The 17,021-nt window shown below is 61.6% G+C and carries 13 protein-coding genes; 7 read left to right on the forward strand and 6 right to left on the reverse strand.

Translation table 11 applies throughout. The features are described from left to right. Nucleotides 1-180: 180 nt before the first annotated feature. A complete protein-coding gene (gene glnL, locus L9B60_RS09885) occupies nt 181-1,266 on the forward strand; it encodes a nitrogen regulation protein NR(II) (RefSeq protein WP_249678311.1) in 1,086 nt (361 codons plus the stop codon). Next, nucleotides 1,263-2,699 carry a nitrogen regulation protein NR(I) gene (gene ntrC, locus L9B60_RS09890; protein ID WP_249678312.1) on the forward strand — a complete coding sequence of 479 codons (1,437 nt, stop codon included), beginning with the start codon at nt 1,263-1,265 and terminating at the stop codon, nt 2,697-2,699. The genes glnL and ntrC overlap by 4 nt, the downstream gene beginning before the upstream one ends. Before the next feature lie 1,073 nt (nt 2,700-3,772). On the opposite strand, the gene L9B60_RS09895 is transcribed toward ntrC, so the two are convergent. Beyond that, nucleotides 3,773-4,213 (reverse strand): hypothetical protein, encoded by a 441-nt coding sequence (locus tag L9B60_RS09895; protein WP_249678313.1) that lies wholly within the window; start codon nt 4,211-4,213, stop codon nt 3,773-3,775. Between L9B60_RS09895 and L9B60_RS09900 the strand changes: the two genes are divergently transcribed. Beyond that, nucleotides 4,212-4,667 (forward strand): tRNA (cytidine(34)-2'-O)-methyltransferase, encoded by a 456-nt coding sequence (locus L9B60_RS09900; protein ID WP_249678314.1) that lies wholly within the window; start codon nt 4,212-4,214, stop codon nt 4,665-4,667. The two genes, L9B60_RS09895 and L9B60_RS09900, sit on opposite strands and share 2 nt — an antisense overlap. Nucleotides 4,668-4,727: 60 nt before the next feature. Here the strand turns inward: L9B60_RS09900 and secB are convergent, their stop codons facing one another. Genes secB through L9B60_RS09915 form a run of 3 tightly spaced genes read right to left on the reverse strand, consistent with a single transcriptional unit; the run spans nt 4,728 to nt 5,932 of the window. Then, entirely contained in the window at nt 4,728-5,222 is a 495-nt protein-coding gene (gene secB, locus L9B60_RS09905; RefSeq protein ID WP_249678315.1) for a protein-export chaperone SecB, read from the reverse strand. 40 nt (nt 5,223-5,262) lie between these two features. Beyond that, a complete protein-coding gene (gene grxC / locus L9B60_RS09910; RefSeq protein ID WP_249678316.1) occupies nt 5,263-5,517 on the reverse strand; it encodes a glutaredoxin 3 in 255 nt (84 codons plus the stop codon). Nucleotide 5,518: 1 nt separating this feature from the next. Further along, nucleotides 5,519-5,932 (reverse strand): rhodanese-like domain-containing protein, encoded by a 414-nt coding sequence (locus tag L9B60_RS09915; RefSeq protein WP_249678317.1) that lies wholly within the window; start codon nt 5,930-5,932, stop codon nt 5,519-5,521. A gap of 226 nt (nt 5,933-6,158) precedes the next feature. Between L9B60_RS09915 and gpmI the strand changes: the two genes are divergently transcribed. From gpmI to L9B60_RS09935, 4 genes are all read left to right on the forward strand, one after another. Next, nucleotides 6,159-7,694 carry a 2,3-bisphosphoglycerate-independent phosphoglycerate mutase gene (gene gpmI, locus L9B60_RS09920; protein ID WP_249678318.1) on the forward strand — a complete coding sequence of 512 codons (1,536 nt, stop codon included), beginning with the start codon at nt 6,159-6,161 and terminating at the stop codon, nt 7,692-7,694. 140 nt (nt 7,695-7,834) lie between these two features. After that, nucleotides 7,835-9,121, forward strand: a complete 1,287-nt coding sequence (locus L9B60_RS09925; RefSeq protein WP_249678319.1) for a murein hydrolase activator EnvC family protein — start codon at nt 7,835-7,837, stop codon at nt 9,119-9,121. Between the two features lie 101 nt (nt 9,122-9,222). Further along, entirely contained in the window at nt 9,223-10,578 is a 1,356-nt protein-coding gene (locus tag L9B60_RS09930; RefSeq protein WP_249678320.1) for a S41 family peptidase, read from the forward strand. Next, entirely contained in the window at nt 10,578-11,363 is a 786-nt protein-coding gene (locus L9B60_RS09935; RefSeq protein WP_249678321.1) for a divergent polysaccharide deacetylase family protein, read from the forward strand. Before L9B60_RS09930 ends, L9B60_RS09935 begins: the two co-directional genes overlap by 1 nt. Here the strand turns inward: L9B60_RS09935 and L9B60_RS09940 are convergent. Continuing rightward, on the reverse strand, nt 11,360-15,979 hold the full coding sequence (locus L9B60_RS09940) for a dermonecrotic toxin domain-containing protein (protein ID WP_249678322.1): 4,620 nt from the start codon (nt 15,977-15,979) through the stop codon (nt 11,360-11,362). The genes L9B60_RS09935 and L9B60_RS09940 overlap by 4 nt on opposite strands. Before the next feature lie 91 nt (nt 15,980-16,070). After that, nucleotides 16,071-16,829, reverse strand: a complete 759-nt coding sequence (locus L9B60_RS09945) for a substrate-binding periplasmic protein (protein ID WP_249679699.1) — start codon at nt 16,827-16,829, stop codon at nt 16,071-16,073. Nucleotides 16,830-17,021 lie beyond the last annotated feature (192 nt).

A 17,021-nucleotide genomic window follows, 5' to 3' on the forward strand; every position in this document is an offset into this window, starting at 1 on the left:
GTATCGACGACTGCTAGCCGGTCACTAAATGAGCAGAGAAAGCGCTATTTTTCGAGGCGACCGCTTCTTTTCGGAGCCTTGGTTTGGTTCTTGCAGTTTATGTTGTATCCGCAGATTACTCGCGCACCGCCCAGTTCATGGAATGAGCGGCCATGTGCCAAAAGAGGTCAACGACAGCTAATGACCATAAGTGATGCCCTGCACCGACTGTTACTGGACAACCTGACCACTGCCACCATTCTGCTCAATGCCGAACTGCGCCTGGAGTACATGAACCCGGCCGCCGAGATGCTGCTGGCGATCAGCGGCCAACGCAGCCATGGGCAGTTCATCAGTGAGTTGTTCACCGAATCGGCAGAAGCCTTGAACTCGCTGCGCCAGGCAGTGGAGCAGGCCCATCCCTTCACCAAGCGCGAAGCGATGCTGACGGCCCTGACCGGGCAGACCCTGACCGTCGACTACGCCGTGACGCCTATCCTCAGCAATGGCAACACCTTGCTGCTGTTGGAAGTGCACCCGCGTGACCGCTTGCTGCGCATCACCAAGGAAGAGGCCCAACTGTCCAAGCAGGAAACCACCAAGATGCTGGTGCGTGGCCTGGCGCACGAGATCAAGAACCCCCTGGGTGGCATCCGCGGCGCCGCGCAGTTACTGGCCCGTGAACTGCCCGAGGAAAATCTCAAGGACTACACTAACGTCATCATCGAAGAGGCCGACCGCCTGCGCAACCTGGTCGACCGCATGCTGGGCTCCAACAAGCTGCCGTCGTTGGCCATGACCAATATCCACGAAGTATTGGAGCGCGTCTGCCAACTGGTCGAGGCTGAAAGCCAAGGCTGCATCACTTTGGTGCGCGACTACGATCCGAGCATCCCGGACGTGTTGATTGATCGCGAGCAGATGATCCAGGCCGTGCTGAACATCGTGCGCAACGCGATGCAGGCCATCAGCGGCCAGAACGAGCTGCGCCTGGGCCGCATCAGTTTGCGCTCGCGGGCCATGCGCCAGTTCACCATCGGCCACGTGCGCCACCGCCTGGTGACCAAGATCGAAATTATCGACAACGGCCCGGGCATACCGGCCGAACTACAAGAAACAATTTTTTATCCAATGGTCAGTGGTCGCCCCGACGGCACCGGGTTGGGCCTGGCCATTACCCAGAACATCATCAGTCAGCACCAGGGCCTGATCGAGTGTGAAAGCCACCCCGGCCACACCACGTTCTCGATCTTCCTTCCGCTGGAACAAGGAGCCGCTTCGCCATGAGCCGTAGTGAAACTGTCTGGATCGTCGATGACGACCGTTCCATCCGTTGGGTCCTGGAAAAAGCCTTGCAACAGGAAGGCATGACCACCCAAAGCTTCGACAGTGCCGATGGCGTCATGAGCCGCCTGGCCCGCCAGCAACCTGACGTAATCATTTCCGACATCCGCATGCCCGGTGCAAGCGGCCTGGACCTGCTGGCGCGTATTCGCGAACAGCACCCACGCCTGCCAGTGATCATCATGACCGCGCATTCGGATTTGGACAGCGCGGTGGCCTCCTACCAAGGCGGGGCCTTCGAGTACTTGCCCAAGCCGTTTGACGTGGATGAGGCGGTGTCGCTGGTCAAGCGCGCCAACCAGCACGCCCAGGAACAGCAAGGCATGGCCGAAGTGCCGGCCCTGACCCGCACGCCGGAAATCATCGGTGAAGCCCCGGCCATGCAGGAAGTGTTTCGCGCGATCGGTCGCCTGAGCCACTCCAACATCACCGTGCTGATCAACGGCGAGTCGGGTACCGGCAAAGAACTGGTTGCCCACGCCCTGCACCGCCACAGCCCACGGGCCGCTTCGCCGTTCATCGCCCTGAACATGGCAGCGATCCCAAAGGACCTGATGGAGTCGGAGCTGTTCGGCCATGAAAAAGGCGCCTTCACGGGCGCGGCCAACCTGCGTCGCGGCCGCTTCGAGCAAGCCGACGGCGGCACCCTGTTCCTCGACGAAATCGGCGACATGCCGGCCGACACCCAGACCCGCCTGTTGCGCGTGCTGGCTGACGGCGAGTTCTACCGAGTGGGCGGCCATACCCCGGTCAAGGTGGACGTGCGCATCATCGCCGCCACCCACCAGAACCTGGAAACCTTGGTACATGCCGGCAAGTTCCGCGAGGACTTGTTCCACCGCCTGAACGTGATCCGCATTCATATCCCGCGCCTGTCGGATCGTCGCGAAGACATCCCGACCCTGGCCAAGCACTTCCTCAGCCGCGCCGCGCAAGAACTGGCGGTCGAACCCAAGCTGCTGAAAACCGAAACCGAGGAGTACCTGAAAAACCTGCCGTGGCCAGGCAACGTGCGCCAGTTGGAAAACACCTGCCGCTGGATCACCGTGATGGCGTCGGGTCGTGAAGTGCACATCGGCGACCTGCCACCCGAGCTGTTGAGCCTGCCGCAGGATTCGGCACCGGTCACCAACTGGGAGCAGGCCCTGCGCCAATGGGCCGACCAGGCCCTGGCACGCGGCCAGTCCAGCCTGCTGGACAGCGCCGTGCCGAGCTTCGAGCGGATCATGATCGAAACCGCCCTGAAACACACCGCTGGCCGCCGCCGCGATGCCGCCGTGCTGCTGGGCTGGGGCCGCAACACCTTGACCCGCAAAATCAAGGAGCTAGGCATGAAGGTCGACGGCGGGGATGACGACGAAGGCGACGACGCCTAATCCCCTCTGTAGCAAAAAACGCCGCGGCGCCCCAGGGCCTACCGCGGCGTTTTTTTTTGCGGGTTTATCCGCGGAGAACGCGCCGCGGTGTACCTGATGTTGCGCGGCGCTCTTTTCGCGGATGAATCCGCTCCTACAGGGACACGGGAATGTCTGTAGGAGCGGATTTATCCGCGAAGAACGCACTGCGGTGTACCTGATGCTATGCGTCGCTCTTTTCGCGGATGAATCCGCTCCTACAGGGACACGGGAATGTCTGTAGGAGCGGATTTATCCGCGAAGAACGCGCCGCGGTGTACCTGATGTTATGCGTCGCTCTTTTCGCGGATGAATCCGCTACAGGGACACGGGAATGTCTGTAGGATTTATCCGCGAAGAACGCGCTGCGGTGTACCTGATGTTATGCGGCGCTCTTTTCGCGGATGAATCCGCTCCTACAGGGACACGGGAATGTCTGTAGGAGCGGATTTATCCGCGAAGAACGCGCTGCGGTGTACCTGATGTTATGCGTCGCTCTTTTCGCGGATTAATCCGCTCCTACAGGGACACGGGAATGTCTGTAGGAGCGGATTTATCCGCGAAGAACGCGCCGCGGTGTACCTGATGTTATGCATCGCTCTTTTCGCGGATGAATCCGCTCCTACAGGGACACGGGAATCCGCTCCTACCGCGTGCACTGGACCATTCGGGTGCACCGCTAAAAGGCGTGCTGAAACGATTTTACCCTCACTTGGCACGCTTCTATTTTTTGTACAAATCCACTGCAAGCCCCGTAGACCGGGCATTACAGAGAAAAAACGAACGCCGAGTGGCCATCTTTATAAAACTGGCACGCGCCCTGCAATGTACTAAGCACAACCCAGTTTCGGGGACCTTGGTACAGGCAGGCCGGGGATTCCCCTCTTTACACCGGGACCGCCAGCGCACAGCGCGGTGTGTTCCAAAACCGTTTTGGGAACCTTGGTACAGGCAGGCTGGGGCTTCCCTTCTTTACACCGAGACACCCGGCGCCCGCCGGGCATGCTCAAACCCTTTTGGGGACCTTGGTACAGGCAGGCCGGGGATTCCCTCTTTTATTCCTCCCGGAGGCTGAGCTTCAGCCTCCAGCGCCCTTCTTCAGCAGCCCCCGACCACTCACCGTGCAAGGGTCGCGCCGCGATTACGTTCAGCAGCAAACCACTTTCGCCAGGCCGCGTGCGCCAGTTCACCAATTTGCCGTCCAACTGCAACTGGCCCTCACGCGTGGGGCCCTGCGCGTCGAAGGCATACACCAGGGCGCCATCGACTTGCTGCTCTCGCATGCGGGGCTGCTCGTTGAACCACAGCACCAGCCCATCGGCCGCCGGCTCGATGTTTTCCAGGGCACGCGGGTCCGGTTCCGTCACGCGGCCGATCATTAGCCCCACCATCAGGCCGAAAATTACCAACGAGCCGAGGAAACGCGGCCATAGTTTCGAACGCGGGTCCGGTTCGGGAGTAGAATGCTGTCCGTCTTTAAGCTCGGAGCCGTGCATGTTTCACGTCATCCTTTTTCAACCAGAAATTCCGCCGAATACTGGCAACATTATACGGCTGTGTGCCAACAGTGGCTGCCACTTGCACCTGATCGAGCCCATCGGCTTCGAGCTGGATGACAAGCGCCTGCGCCGTGCTGGCCTTGATTACCACGAGTATGCGCCCCTCAAGCGCCACGCAGACTTGGCCAGTTGCCTGGAAAGCCTGGGCCAGCCGCGCCTGTTCGGGTTCACCACCAAGGGCTCGCGGCCGTTCCACGACGTGGCCTTCGAGAAAGGCGACGCGTTTTTGTTCGGCCCCGAAAGCCGTGGTTTGCCGCCCGAGGTGCTCGACAGCCTGGACGGCGACCACCGCCTGCGCCTGCCCATGCGCGAGGGCTGTCGCAGCCTGAACCTTTCGAACACCGTGGCCGTGGCCGTGTACGAAGGTTGGCGGCAACTGGGCTTCGCGTAGGAGCGGCGATGCCCCAAAAAAAAGCGCCCCAAAGGGCGCTTTTTCAGTACTGCATCAAGCTTATTGCAGCGATGGAGCCGGGGTTTCGCCCGAGTCCTGCATGCGCTGCAGCTCTTGTGCGTACAGGGCATCGAAGTTCACCGGGGCCAGCATCAGTGCCGGGAACGAACCACGGGTCACCAGGCTGTCCAGCGCTTCACGCGCGTACGGGAACAGGATGTTCGGGCAGAACGCGCCCAGTGTGTGGCTCATCGAAGCGTCGTCCAGGTTGGCGATCAGAAAGATGCCAGCCTGCTGTACTTCAGCGATGAACGCCACTTCGTCGCCGTTCTTGACGGTAACCGACAGGGTCAGCACGACCTCGTGGAAGTCGCCTTCCAGGCCTTTTTGACGGGTGTTCAGGTCCAGCGCAACGCTTGGCTCCCAGGCCTGACGGAAGATGGCCGGGCTTTTCGGCGCTTCGAACGACAGGTCGCGCACGTAGATGCGCTGCAGGGAGAATTGCGGTGCGGTGTCTGTTTCGTTCGCCGCAGCGGTGTTCGCTTGATCAGTCATCTCAGATCCTTCTTACTTTTAAGGTCTTGTAGGGTTTGATTCAAGCCTTGAGCAAGGCGTCCAGTTTACCGGCGCGCTCAAGGGCATAAAGATCGTCACAACCACCAACATGCCGGTCGCCGATCCAGATTTGCGGTACCGAAGTGCGACCGGCTTTTTTAACCATGTCGGCACGTACCTGCGGCTGGCCGTCGACCTTGATTTCTTCAAAGGCGACGCCCTTGCCTTCCAGCAGGGCCTTGGCCCGCATGCAGTACGGGCACCAATCACTGGAATAAACGACGACGTGGCTCATATCACTTGACCAGTGGCAGGTTGTCGGCACGCCAGCTGGAAACACCACCTGACAATTTTGCAGCGGTAAAACCGGCTTTCAACAGTTCGCGGCAGCTGGTGCCGGCGTGCTGGCCGACGCTGTCGACCAGGATCAGGGTCTTGGCCTTGTGTTTTTCCAGCTCGCCCATGCGTTCGGCCAGCTTCTCTTGAGGGATGTTCAACGCGCCGACGATATGGCCTGCGGCATAATCCTTCTTGGCGCGGATATCGATCACCACGGCCTGCTCGGCGTTGACCAGTGCAGTCAGTTCGCGCGGGCTGAGGCTCTTGCCGCCACGGCTTGCTTCCAGAACGAGCAGCATGATCAGCAGGACGGCAAAGATACCGACCAGCAGATAGTGATTAGTTGCAAATTGGATCAGGTGGTCAACCATCAGCGGGTTCCAGGGCGTTAAAATGTCGGCCAGTATACACAGCAGTCAAAGTGGGCCAAAGCCCGCCGGGCAGTCATCATGACGGAACCGGCACCCTTTTGGGCTTGTCTGTAGTCGATGCACCCCGCGAAATGAAGCTTATTCGTCATTGCTGGCCGATTTGGCCTAAAATGCGCAGCCTCAATCTTCATCTTCGAATTCATCTGAACAGCCGCGAGTGGGATCTATGACAACCACGCCTAAACCTTTGGTCCTGATCATCCTGGATGGTTTCGGTCACAGTGAAAGCCACGAATACAACGCCGTGTACTCTGCCAACAAGCCTGTCCTGGACCGCTTGTGCGCCGAGCAGCCCAATGGCTTGATCTCTGGCTCCGGCATGGACGTGGGCCTGCCCGACGGCCAGATGGGCAACTCCGAGGTCGGCCACATGAACCTGGGCGCCGGGCGCGTGGTGTATCAGGACTTCACCCGGGTGACCAAGGCCATCCGCGACGGCGAGTTCTTCAAGAACCCGACCATTTGCGGCGCAGTGGACAAAGCCGTCAAGGCTGGCAAGGCGGTGCACATCCTCGGCCTGCTGTCTGACGGCGGCGTACACAGCCACCAGGACCACCTGGTGGCCATGGCCGAGCTGGCCGCCCAACAGGGTGCAGAAAAAATCTACCTGCACGCCTTTCTCGACGGCCGCGACACCCCGCCCAAAAGCGCCCAGGCGCCGCTGGCGCTGATGGACGCCACCTTCGCCAAACTGGGCAAGGGCCGCACCGCGACCATCATCGGCCGCTATTTCGCCATGGACCGTGACAACCGCTGGGACCGCGTGGCCCAGGCCTACAACCTGATCGTCGACGGTACCGGCGAGTTCACCGCGGCCACTGCCGCGCAGGGCCTGGAAGCGGCCTACGAGCGTGGCGAAAGCGACGAATTCGTCAAGGCCACCACCATTGGCGACAAGGTGCGCGTGGAAGACGGCGACGCGGTGGTGTTCATGAACTTCCGTGCCGACCGTGCTCGCGAGCTGACCCGGGTGTTCGTCGAAGATGACTTCAAGGACTTCGAACGTGCGCGCCAGCCAAAACTGGCCGGCTTCATCGGCCTGACCCAGTATTCGGCGAAGATCCCGGCCCCGGCCGCATTCGGCGCCAGCAGCTTGAAAAACGTGCTGGGCGAATACCTGGCCAAGAACGGCAAGACCCAGCTGCGCATCGCCGAAACCGAGAAATACGCCCACGTGACGTTCTTTTTCTCCGGCGGCCGCGAAGAGCCCTTCGAAGGCGAAGAGCGCATCCTGATCCCATCGCCCAAGGTTGCCACCTACGACCTGCAGCCCGAAATGAGCGCACCCGAAGTCACCGACAAGATCGTCGATGCCATCGAAAACCAGCGCTTTGACGTGATCGTGGTGAACTACGCCAATGGCGACATGGTTGGCCACAGCGGCGTGATGGCGGCGGCGATCAAGGCCGTCGAATGCCTGGACACCTGCGTGGGCCGCATCACTGGCGCGCTGGAAAAGGTCGGCGGCGAAGCCTTGATCACTGCCGACCACGGCAACGTCGAGCAGATGGAAGACGAAAGCACCGGCCAGGCGCACACCGCCCACACCACCGAGCCTGTGCCCTTCATTTACGTAGGCAAGCGCAACGTGAAAGTTCGCGAAGGTGGCGTGCTGGCCGACGTGGCTCCCACTATGCTGTTCCTCATGGGCCTGGAAAAGCCCGAGGAAATGACTGGCCACTCGATCCTGATTGACGGCTAAAGTCATGGGAGGCCGGCAAGCGCCCGACGCTTGCCGTGCTTTCGAACAGGGCGCCCTGTGGCAGTAAACGACAGGACGTTTTTTTTGCGGCTCGCGGCGGGCATACTAGGCCCGTCTCCACTCTGGTATCGCCCACCCCCATGCTCCGCTTCCTGATAGCCCTAGCCTTAACCAGCGCGCTGAGCCCGGCCTTTGCCGACGAACGCGCGCAGACCCAGCAACAGCTCCAGCAGACCAAGCAAGACATTGCCGAACTGCAGAAGGCGTTGAACCAGGTCCAGGCAGAAAAAGCCGGCGTGCAGAAAGACCTGCGCGGAACAGAAACCGAAATCGGCACGCTGGAGAAGCAGGTGGAGGCCCTGCAAAAAGAACTAAAAAAGACCCAAGGCGAGTTGGAGCGCCTAAACCTTGAAAAAGACAAACTCCAAAGCGCCCGTACCGAACAACAACGACTGATCGCCATCCAGGCCCGCGCGGCCTACCAGAGCGGTCGTCAGGAATACCTCAAGCTTTTGCTCAACCAGCAGAACCCGGAGAAGTTCGCCCGCACCCTGACGTATTACGATTACCTCAGCAACGCGCGGCTCGAACAACTCAAGAGCTTCAACGAAACCCTGCGCCAGTTGGCCAACGTCGAGAAAGAAAGCTCGATGCAGCAAGCTCAGCTACTGGTGCAGCAAAGCAGCCTGGACCAGCAGAAGGCCGACCTGGAAAAGGTCCGCAAGGACCGCCAGGTGGCCCTGGCCAAACTGAACGACAGCGCCAAGCAGCAAGACCAGAAACTGCAGGCCCGCCAGCAAGACCAGGCCGACCTTGCCAAGGTGCTCAAGACCATCGAGGAAACCCTGGCCCGCCAGGCCCGCGAGGCTGAGGAGGCACGCCAGAAAGCCTTGCTGGCCCAGCAGGAAGCCGAGAAGCAGCGCCAACGCGAACTGGCCGCCAGCACCTCGAAGGATTCGGACGCGCCGAAAAAGGCCAAGCCAACCCCTGGCGCGCTGGTTTCCAGCAGCGGGGCATCGTATGGCGGGCCCTTTGCCCAGGCCCGCGGCAAACTTCCATGGCCGGTTGATGGTCGACTGCTGGCGCGCTTTGGTGAAACTCGCGGCGACGACGCCCGCACCAAGTGGGACGGGGTTATGATCAGTGCCTCGGCCGGCAGCGCCGTGCACGCGGTACATGGCGGGCGCGTGGTGTTTGCCGACTGGTTGCGCGGCGCCGGACTTCTGGTCATTCTCGACCATGGCGACGGCTACCTCAGCCTTTACGGCCACAACCAGACCCTGCTCAAGGGCGCGGGCGACATTGTAAAAGCCGGCGAGACGATCTCGACGGTCGGCAACAGCGGTGGGCAAGACGCGTCAGCCTTGTATTTCGCAATTCGCCAGCAGGGTCGGGCAACCGATCCGGCACAATGGTGCAGGGGCTGAGGATCAGCCTGAAACACCTTTAACAAGGGCGTTCTGGCCGTCGGTGACGGTCACGCCAATGCCCCGAAAGGCGCAAAACCAGGATTAGGAGTTCGTTCGACATGCTGCACTTGTCCCGCCTTACCTCGCTGGCCCTGACGATCGCCGTGGTCATTGGCGCTCCCCTGGCTCGTGCCGCAGAACCGACCAAAATCGGTGCAACGACCACCACCGCCACGGCGCCGGCCAGCGCCGTGGACACCTCCAAGGCGCCGCTGCCGCTCGAAGAGCTGCGCACTTTCGCCGAGGTCATGGACCGCATCAAGGCCGCCTACGTGGAGCCAGTGGATGACAAGACGCTGCTGGAGAACGCCATCAAGGGCATGCTCAGCAACCTTGACCCGCACTCCGCCTACCTGGGCCCGGAAGACTTCCAGGAACTGCAGGAAAGCACCAGCGGCGAGTTCGGCGGCCTGGGCATCGAAGTCGGTGCCGAAGATGGCTTCATCAAGGTGGTCTCGCCCATCGACGATACCCCGGCTTCGCGTGCCGGCATCGAGGCAGGCGATATCATCGTCAAGATCAATGGCCAGCCTACGCGCGGCCAGACCATGACCGAAGCCGTGGACAAGATGCGCGGCAAGATCGGCGAGAAGATCACCCTGACCCTGGTGCGCGGCAGCGGCAACCCGTTCGACGTGACCCTGGCCCGTGCCACCATCCAGGTCAAAAGCGTGAAAGCGCAAACCCTGGAAAACGGCTACGGCTATATCCGCATCACCCAGTTCCAGATCAAGACCGGCGAAGAGGTCTCCAAAGCCTTGGCCAAGCTGCGCAAGGACAACGGCAACAAGAAGCTCAACGGCCTGATCCTGGACTTGCGCAACAACCCCGGTGGCGTGCTGCAGGCAGCCGTGGAAGTGGTTGACCACTTCATCACCAGCGGCCTGATCGTGTACACCAAGGGCCGTATCGCCAACTCCGAACTGCGCTTCTCGGCCACCGGCCACGACGAAAGCGACGGCGTGCCGTTGGTGGTGCTGATCAACGGCGGCAGCGCCTCGGCATCGGAAATCGTCGCCGGCGCCCTGCAAGACCACAAGCGCGGCGTGTTGATGGGCACCGACAGCTTCGGCAAGGGCTCGGTGCAAACCGTGCTGCCGCTCAACAACGACCGCGCGCTGAAGATCACCACGGCGCTGTACTACACGCCCAATGGCCGTTCGATCCAGGCCCAGGGCATCGTGCCGGACGTTGAAGTGCGCCAGGGCAAGGTCACCAGTGACCAGGACAGCGAGAACTTCAAGGAAGCCGACCTGCAAGGTCACCTGGGCAACGGCAACGGCGGTGCAGACCGGCCGTCCAGCAACAAGGTGCCAGCGGCCACTTCCAAATCGGCACGCCCGCAAGACAGCGACTTCCAGTTGAGCCAGGCACTGTCGTTGCTCAAGGGCCTGAGCGTCACCCGCAACAAGTGATGGGTTTGCGCGCCGCCTTCGCCCTTATGCTGTGCCTGCTGGCCGGCGCTGCCCACGCAGCGCCGGCCAGCCCAGGCGACAAGCCACGGCACGCCTACCTGAGCCTGATCATCGATGACCTGGGGCAAAACCTGCCCCGGGATCGTCGCGCCCTGGCCCTGCCCGGCCCCGTCACCCTGGCGGTGATGCCCGACACGCCCCACGCCGCGCAATTTGCCCGCGAAGCCCACAAGGCCGGCAAGACGGTGATGGTACACATGCCCATGGACCCGGCCACCGGCCCGTTTGCCTGGCACCCGGACCTGTCGATGGACGAGTTGCGTACGCGCTTGCTGGCGGCCCTCAAGGCCGTGCCCTACGCCAGCGGCATGAACAACCACGAAGGCAGCCGCATGACTTCCCAACCGGAGGCCATGGCGATGTTGATGGAAGAGTTGCAGCAGCGGTATCTGTTTTTCGTCGACAGCCGCACCAGCGCAGCCACCGTGGCGGCGGCCAAGGCGCAGGCCATTGGCCTGGCCAGCGTGTCGCGGGATGTGTTTCTGGATGACACGCGCACCACCGATGCCATCGCTGGCCAACTGCGTAGCGCCATTGCCCTGGCCAAAAAGCAGGGCTCGGTGGTGATGATCGGGCACCCCTACCCGCAAACACTTGAAGTGCTTGAGCGTGAACTGCCGAACCTCAAGGCCCAGGGCATTACCTGGATACCGATCCGGCAGATGATCAGTGAGCGCGGTAACCGTGCCATGGGCGGCCACGGCAAGGATGGCGTGTACCGCTAGGCCAGGGGGAACCAGCCAAGCACTTGCCGATCTGTGATGTGCCCGCGCCAGATACGTATCACTTGCTGGTCGTTGCGGGCCTGCTTCAATTGGGCCTCCAGGCCCAGGCGCCGTTGGGCGGGCAGTTTTAAATGGGCCACGCTGAATTCGCCGCGCGGCGCTTGCTCGGTCGCATAGTGCAGGTGTGCGTACCAGAGCAGCTCCCCCTGTTTGTCGCGGATACTGTACTCATCAAAAAAACCACCGTGCGTTCGGCTGGCTGACGTGCGCTTGCCTATCCGGGCAATGGCGACCGCACCCTGGCGGTAGAGATACTGCAGGTTCTCGCCAGTGGGTAACTGCGCCTTGCACATCGCCACGCGCACCCGTGTGCCCGTGGCTTTCAATGCCTGGACAGCCGCACTGAGCCGCGCCCTCACCCCCACGTAAGGCTCTGCCAGCGGGGCGTGCTGATCGAGCTTGGCCACAGTGCCCTCGATATCCCGGGCCAAGGCAAGCAACGGGAACTCGATCTCCCAAGGGTCCCAACGGTCCAGCGGCGCCAGGCCGGCACTCAATTGCTCTTGCTCGCTGCGCTCCAATTGCCCATGGGCCTGCTTGCGTAGCGCCTTGAGCGCGGTCTTGCCTGCGGCGGGCATGGGGGGCGGCTTCTTGGCGGTCACGATCTCGACGAACAACTGTTCATCCTGATGCTCACGGTAACTGGCCACCACGGTATGACTCACCGGGTCCAGTACGTCATAGATCAAAAAGGGTTCGGCCGCGCTGGGCTCGCGCGCCACGCCGACCAAGGCATTGCGAGTGCGGGTCTTGAACACCTTGCGCTTACGCTCGCGCACGGCCGGCGAAGCTGGCTGGGGCTGGTTGAAGTCGTCATTGAGCGTGCGAATAATGCCGGCAAGTTCGGTTTGTGCATTCATCTGCAGCGTGGCAATGCCGGCGACGTAGTCGGCAAGGTAGTCGTGCTGTTCCCCCACCGGGAAGCTGGCGCGCACGAACTCCGCCGCCTCGCGGGCCTTGGCATAGGATTGCAGTGCGCCCTGCAGCACTTTCATTTTTTCTTCGGCGGTGATTTCTTCAGGGGCAACCCCCAGTTGGGCGTGGGAAAAGGCAGAAGCGAACAAATCCGAACCACCCAAAAACTCCTCGTAGTAAAGCCGTTCATCCATGGTCGGGATGCGCAAGTCCAGGCTAAGTTCGCTCTGCACCCTCATCGCATCCACTCGCGCCTGTATCGTGGTCATGGTATCCAGGCGCCTACGCGTGCCCTGCACTTTGCCCTTGATCAGGGCCGACGGATACGCTGGCAGTTTCTCGACTTGCAGCAACAACCCGTCCAACGCCGATAGGTGCTGCAGAGCCCGCGCCGAGAGCGCTTCGATATGCATGACAAGGGCCATGTATTCCAATTCATCCGATGGTGCGCGGTCATCACGAACCCCGTACCAGCTCTTGAACCAGTGACCATTGAGCAGCGCTTCCTGACGCTCGTCCGTGGCCAGTTTCTGCAACAGCAGAAGGCATTCGGCTTGGTCGTAGTAGAAATCGATCGCCAGCTCATCCGTCCATTTGAGCAGGTCAAAACGCTCGGCCACCGTCAAGGCCCGGGTACCATCGGCAGAGAGATCGATAAATGCGTGCAATGCTTGTGCATATTCGGCGCGCACCGGCGAAAGGTCGGCAACCAACCCCCGTGCCGTCTCCCGGGCCTGGAGTGCGCGGGCCAGGCTTGCAGCCGAGCGGTCTTGTTCGAAAGCATCATGGCATTCATGCACGATGTCCATTTGATCACTGACCTTATCTTCCAAAGGCAGCACCCTGGCCCGCGCCTGGCCGATGGCATCCGAGGCTTGATCCAGTTCGCGCAGCTTTGCCTTAAACTGCACTTCGGCGCGCTGCCGGGTCATACGCACAGCCCGTTCGGGAGCCCCGCCACGCAAGCGCAGACGCAGGTCCAACTGCCATTGTTTATCACCGCTCCAGGTAATCATCGGCCTGCCCACCCCCTCATCGGCGGGGTCGGCCGGGTCAATGATATGAAACGTGCCACGTACCAAGAGCACCCGGAACAGCCGGCCCTGGATCAACGCATGCAGATGGCCGTCGATTGAAAACAAGCCTCGCCCCAAACCACCTGGCACCGGTGCGGGCAACACTGCGGGCACCGGTAGCGCGACGCGCTCCAGAAACGCCAGCAACTCGCGGGTTTCACCGCTGCCCAGCCCCGCCCAACTGAGGTCCAGGCGGCTATGGGCCTGCTGCAGCCTGGCCGGCTTGGTACCGGGCTTTTCCGGGGCAATGGGGATCGCCAGCCACCGGGACACCGGCGACTGCTGGTCCAGCAAAGGCATCGCAAGTTCAACGCCAGGGCCATGGCTGTCGGCATCGGTAGCCGTGGGGCCATGGGTAATGACGGTTACCAGGTTGAACAACAGGTCGACCAACGCGGCCGCTTTCTGCTGGGGGTCACCTTGGCGCAGTTGCTCCACGTCGCCCTTGATGCTGCCGATCAGTTGCAGCAACCAGCCAGCCACTGCCGCAGGCCCCGTGAGAAACGGCAGGAACGTCGAGAACAGCAGGCCACCCAGGCGCAAGCCAAGATCGATACGGCTTTGCTGGTTGCTCACTGAATGCTCACGGGCTTGGGCCAGCAAGAACTCGGCATTGCAGGTGTACAGGCGCGTCAACACGTCACTGGGGAACACTGCGCCCCCCAACGTCGGCACATTGCCTGGCGGGACGATGGCGAAAGGGTCATCGACCAGCACGGGGACATGGGCTTGCGCGAAACCGCCGTTATCATAGAGCGGCCGGGCCGGGGCAGGGAGCGCCGCCAGTATGCTTTGCGCCAACCCGGCGTCGCTTTGCAAGGCGGCGAAAAACGCCTGGGCATTGGCAAACTCCCGCAAGGCGCCCTCAAGGCCGGGGCGATAAAGCACCAGTGGGCCTTTGTTTACCTGGGCACCGCTGAACACGAACATATTGGCGGCCACATCGCCGCTGGCGCCCGGCCCGCTCAAGAACGTCAGCGCCCGCAAGCGGGCGCCATAGCGACGCCCACCTTTGATGTCCGCGGCCATGAGGTTTGCAACCAGGGTATAGCCCTGTTCGCTGAGGGCGCCCTGGCCTTCGATCTTCTGCTGCAACGCCAGTATCGGCAACTGCACGGCCAGTTGCTCACGAAACAACTGCCGGCGCGCCTTAACCGCCGGCAGGTCTGCCAATAGCTCGCGTTGCAGCAGTTCGGGGTAGTGCTGCCCCACATCCACGCGCTGGACCAGCTTGCCCAGGTAATCAAGCGTCAACCAGGTGGGCACGCCGCTGCCGTCGGCATGACTGATAACCACGTCGCCGCCAGGCAAGGCCTGCAGGTTGCGCAGCGCCAACTCGGACAGTGGCATGCGGACTTTTTCGACGAATCCGAAGCCGCCCTGACCATAAGGCACCGCAAATTCCAGTATCACGCCTTCGGGGTCATAGGCCTGCGCCTGCGGATGATCCTGCTGCATCGCGCTATTCAAGGCCTGGTTGCAATACTCACGCAGGCTTGGCAACCCGTCCAGGAAGCCCTTGCCGTTGGCTCGCTGCTGCACTACCGCCAGGTCCAGCAGGTGGCGGCGCAGGCGGAAACGGTCGGTGGGCGCCAAGGCGCTCATCCAGCCCGGCAGTGCACTGGCTAAGCCATAGTCATCGGGGGACTCGTGGCCACCCAGGCGTATTTCGCTCAACTCAGCGAATTGACGCTCAAGCAACGCGAACGTGCCGGCAGCGCGCATGTCCAGTGCCTGTATCGCATCGAGTTGCTGGTTGAGCAGCAATTCCGCCTGCACGGCAAAAGGGTCCTGTGAGGTTTCGAACCAGGTGTAGGTAATGTGCTGGGGCCTGTAGCGCATTTGTAGCGAATCGTGGAGCGCGCCGAGTAGCCCCTGCTGTGAGCTGTAACCCAGCCAAGGCGCATTCGGCGAACACCACAACCAACGCTCGCCCTGTTGCAGTAGCAAATCGGGAAGCAACGAATAAAGCGCCTGGCCGTCGACCGTGAGGCAGGCTTGCACGCACCAAGTCTTGAGCGTGGTGGCGTCGCCCACAATCAGCGCATTTGCCAGGTCCACATACCCACCTGCTTGGTCGCGCCCCAGGCAAAAGGCTTGGCGCAATGCCTGGCTCAGCCAGGCAATGCGTGTAACCCCGGCGTCTGACTTGCCCTGCCAAAAACTCAACAGCGCTTGCTGGCAGGCACCTGGCAGGTCGTCGGCAAGGCCGGCCAGCATCGCCCGCACCTCGTTCATGTCGATGGCCTTGCCGCCGTTACTTTCCGGGTGGGGCAGCTGCCGGGTCAGGTAGGCGCTCAGCCCTTGGCGGGGGGACAGGTCTGGCACCCAGTACTGGGCGATGCAACCTTGGGCAAACTTCAACAAAGGTTGCGAGTTCCAGCCGGGGCGGCCTTCGGCCAAGGGCAGGGCGACACTGAGGTCGTCAAAGGGCTCGGCCAGGCCTGGCAGCAGTTGGCGCAGTTCGCTGCAGAGCAACTCACGGCTGACAGCCGCCATGGTAGGCCGGCCGGCAAACTGCGCGCATAGGGCCCTGTTCAGCGCATCGGGGGTGGTAGCAGTCATGGGGGGTACCTTGGTGATGGTCGGAGGGTTTTCACCCGCCGCATCAAATCACCCGCCCTGCCCCCAACAGCGGTATCTATCTACCCCCATGCTAGAGGTAGCTGTTGAGTATCTCGTCCACCAGGCCTTCGGCGCGCATCTGGTCCAAGGCGTGTTGCAACTGGTTCACCACCGCGTCGGGGGTGTCTTTGTTCAACGCCAGGTACAGCACGGCGCTGTTGAAGCGCAGCACGGTCTTGAGGTTATTCACCCCCTCAAGCTTGGCCAGGTAACGCCCGGCCGGATCGCCCGTTGCCCACAGGTCGATTTCCCCGCTCAGCAATTTTTTCGCGTTGTCCTGGTCCCGCAGGGCCACCACCGGGTTCATGCCTTCGCGGCCCAAGGTCTCGGCAATGGCGTCGCCCTTATAGGCGCCAATCTTGTATTTGCGCGCCTGGGCCAGGTTGCTCAGCTTGATCGGGCTGTCGGCCTTGGCCAGCATGATCCAGTCATCCGGACCGATCGGGCCTACCCATTTGAAGGACGATTCACGTTCGGGCAGCTTGGCCGTGACGAATACACCGTAACCTGGGTTTTGCAGGGCCAATTTGTAGATACGGTCCCAGGGGAAGCGCAGGGTCATGCTGTAGGGGATGGCGGCGCGCTTGAACATTTCGCGCACGATATCGGCGGCAATGCCTTTGATATTATCTTGCTGGGCGAAGTTTTTGCCGTCGGCGGCCATGTTGTAGGGCGGGAAGTTTTCGGTGAGCAACACCATCGAGTAGCCCGCCGGTATTTCGGCGCGAACGGTGCAGGCCAGCAGCAGGCAGACACTGGTCAAACAGGCAAGCAAAATGCGCTTCATGATAGACGAGCCCCCAATTCCATGGCGTGCGCCCAGAGTGCAGGGCGCGATATCAACTGTCCAGTAAAACTGTGTAGCAAAAAGCCATCATTCACCCCTCTTTTTTGTAGGAGCGGATTCATCCGCGAAAAGAACGCCACGATTCAACTGACATACCGCGGTGTTCTTTTCGCGGATGAATCCGCGCCTACAGAG

The sequence above is a fragment of the Pseudomonas abieticivorans genome (assembly GCF_023509015.1).
Lineage (GTDB): Bacteria > Pseudomonadota > Gammaproteobacteria > Pseudomonadales > Pseudomonadaceae > Aquipseudomonas > Aquipseudomonas abieticivorans.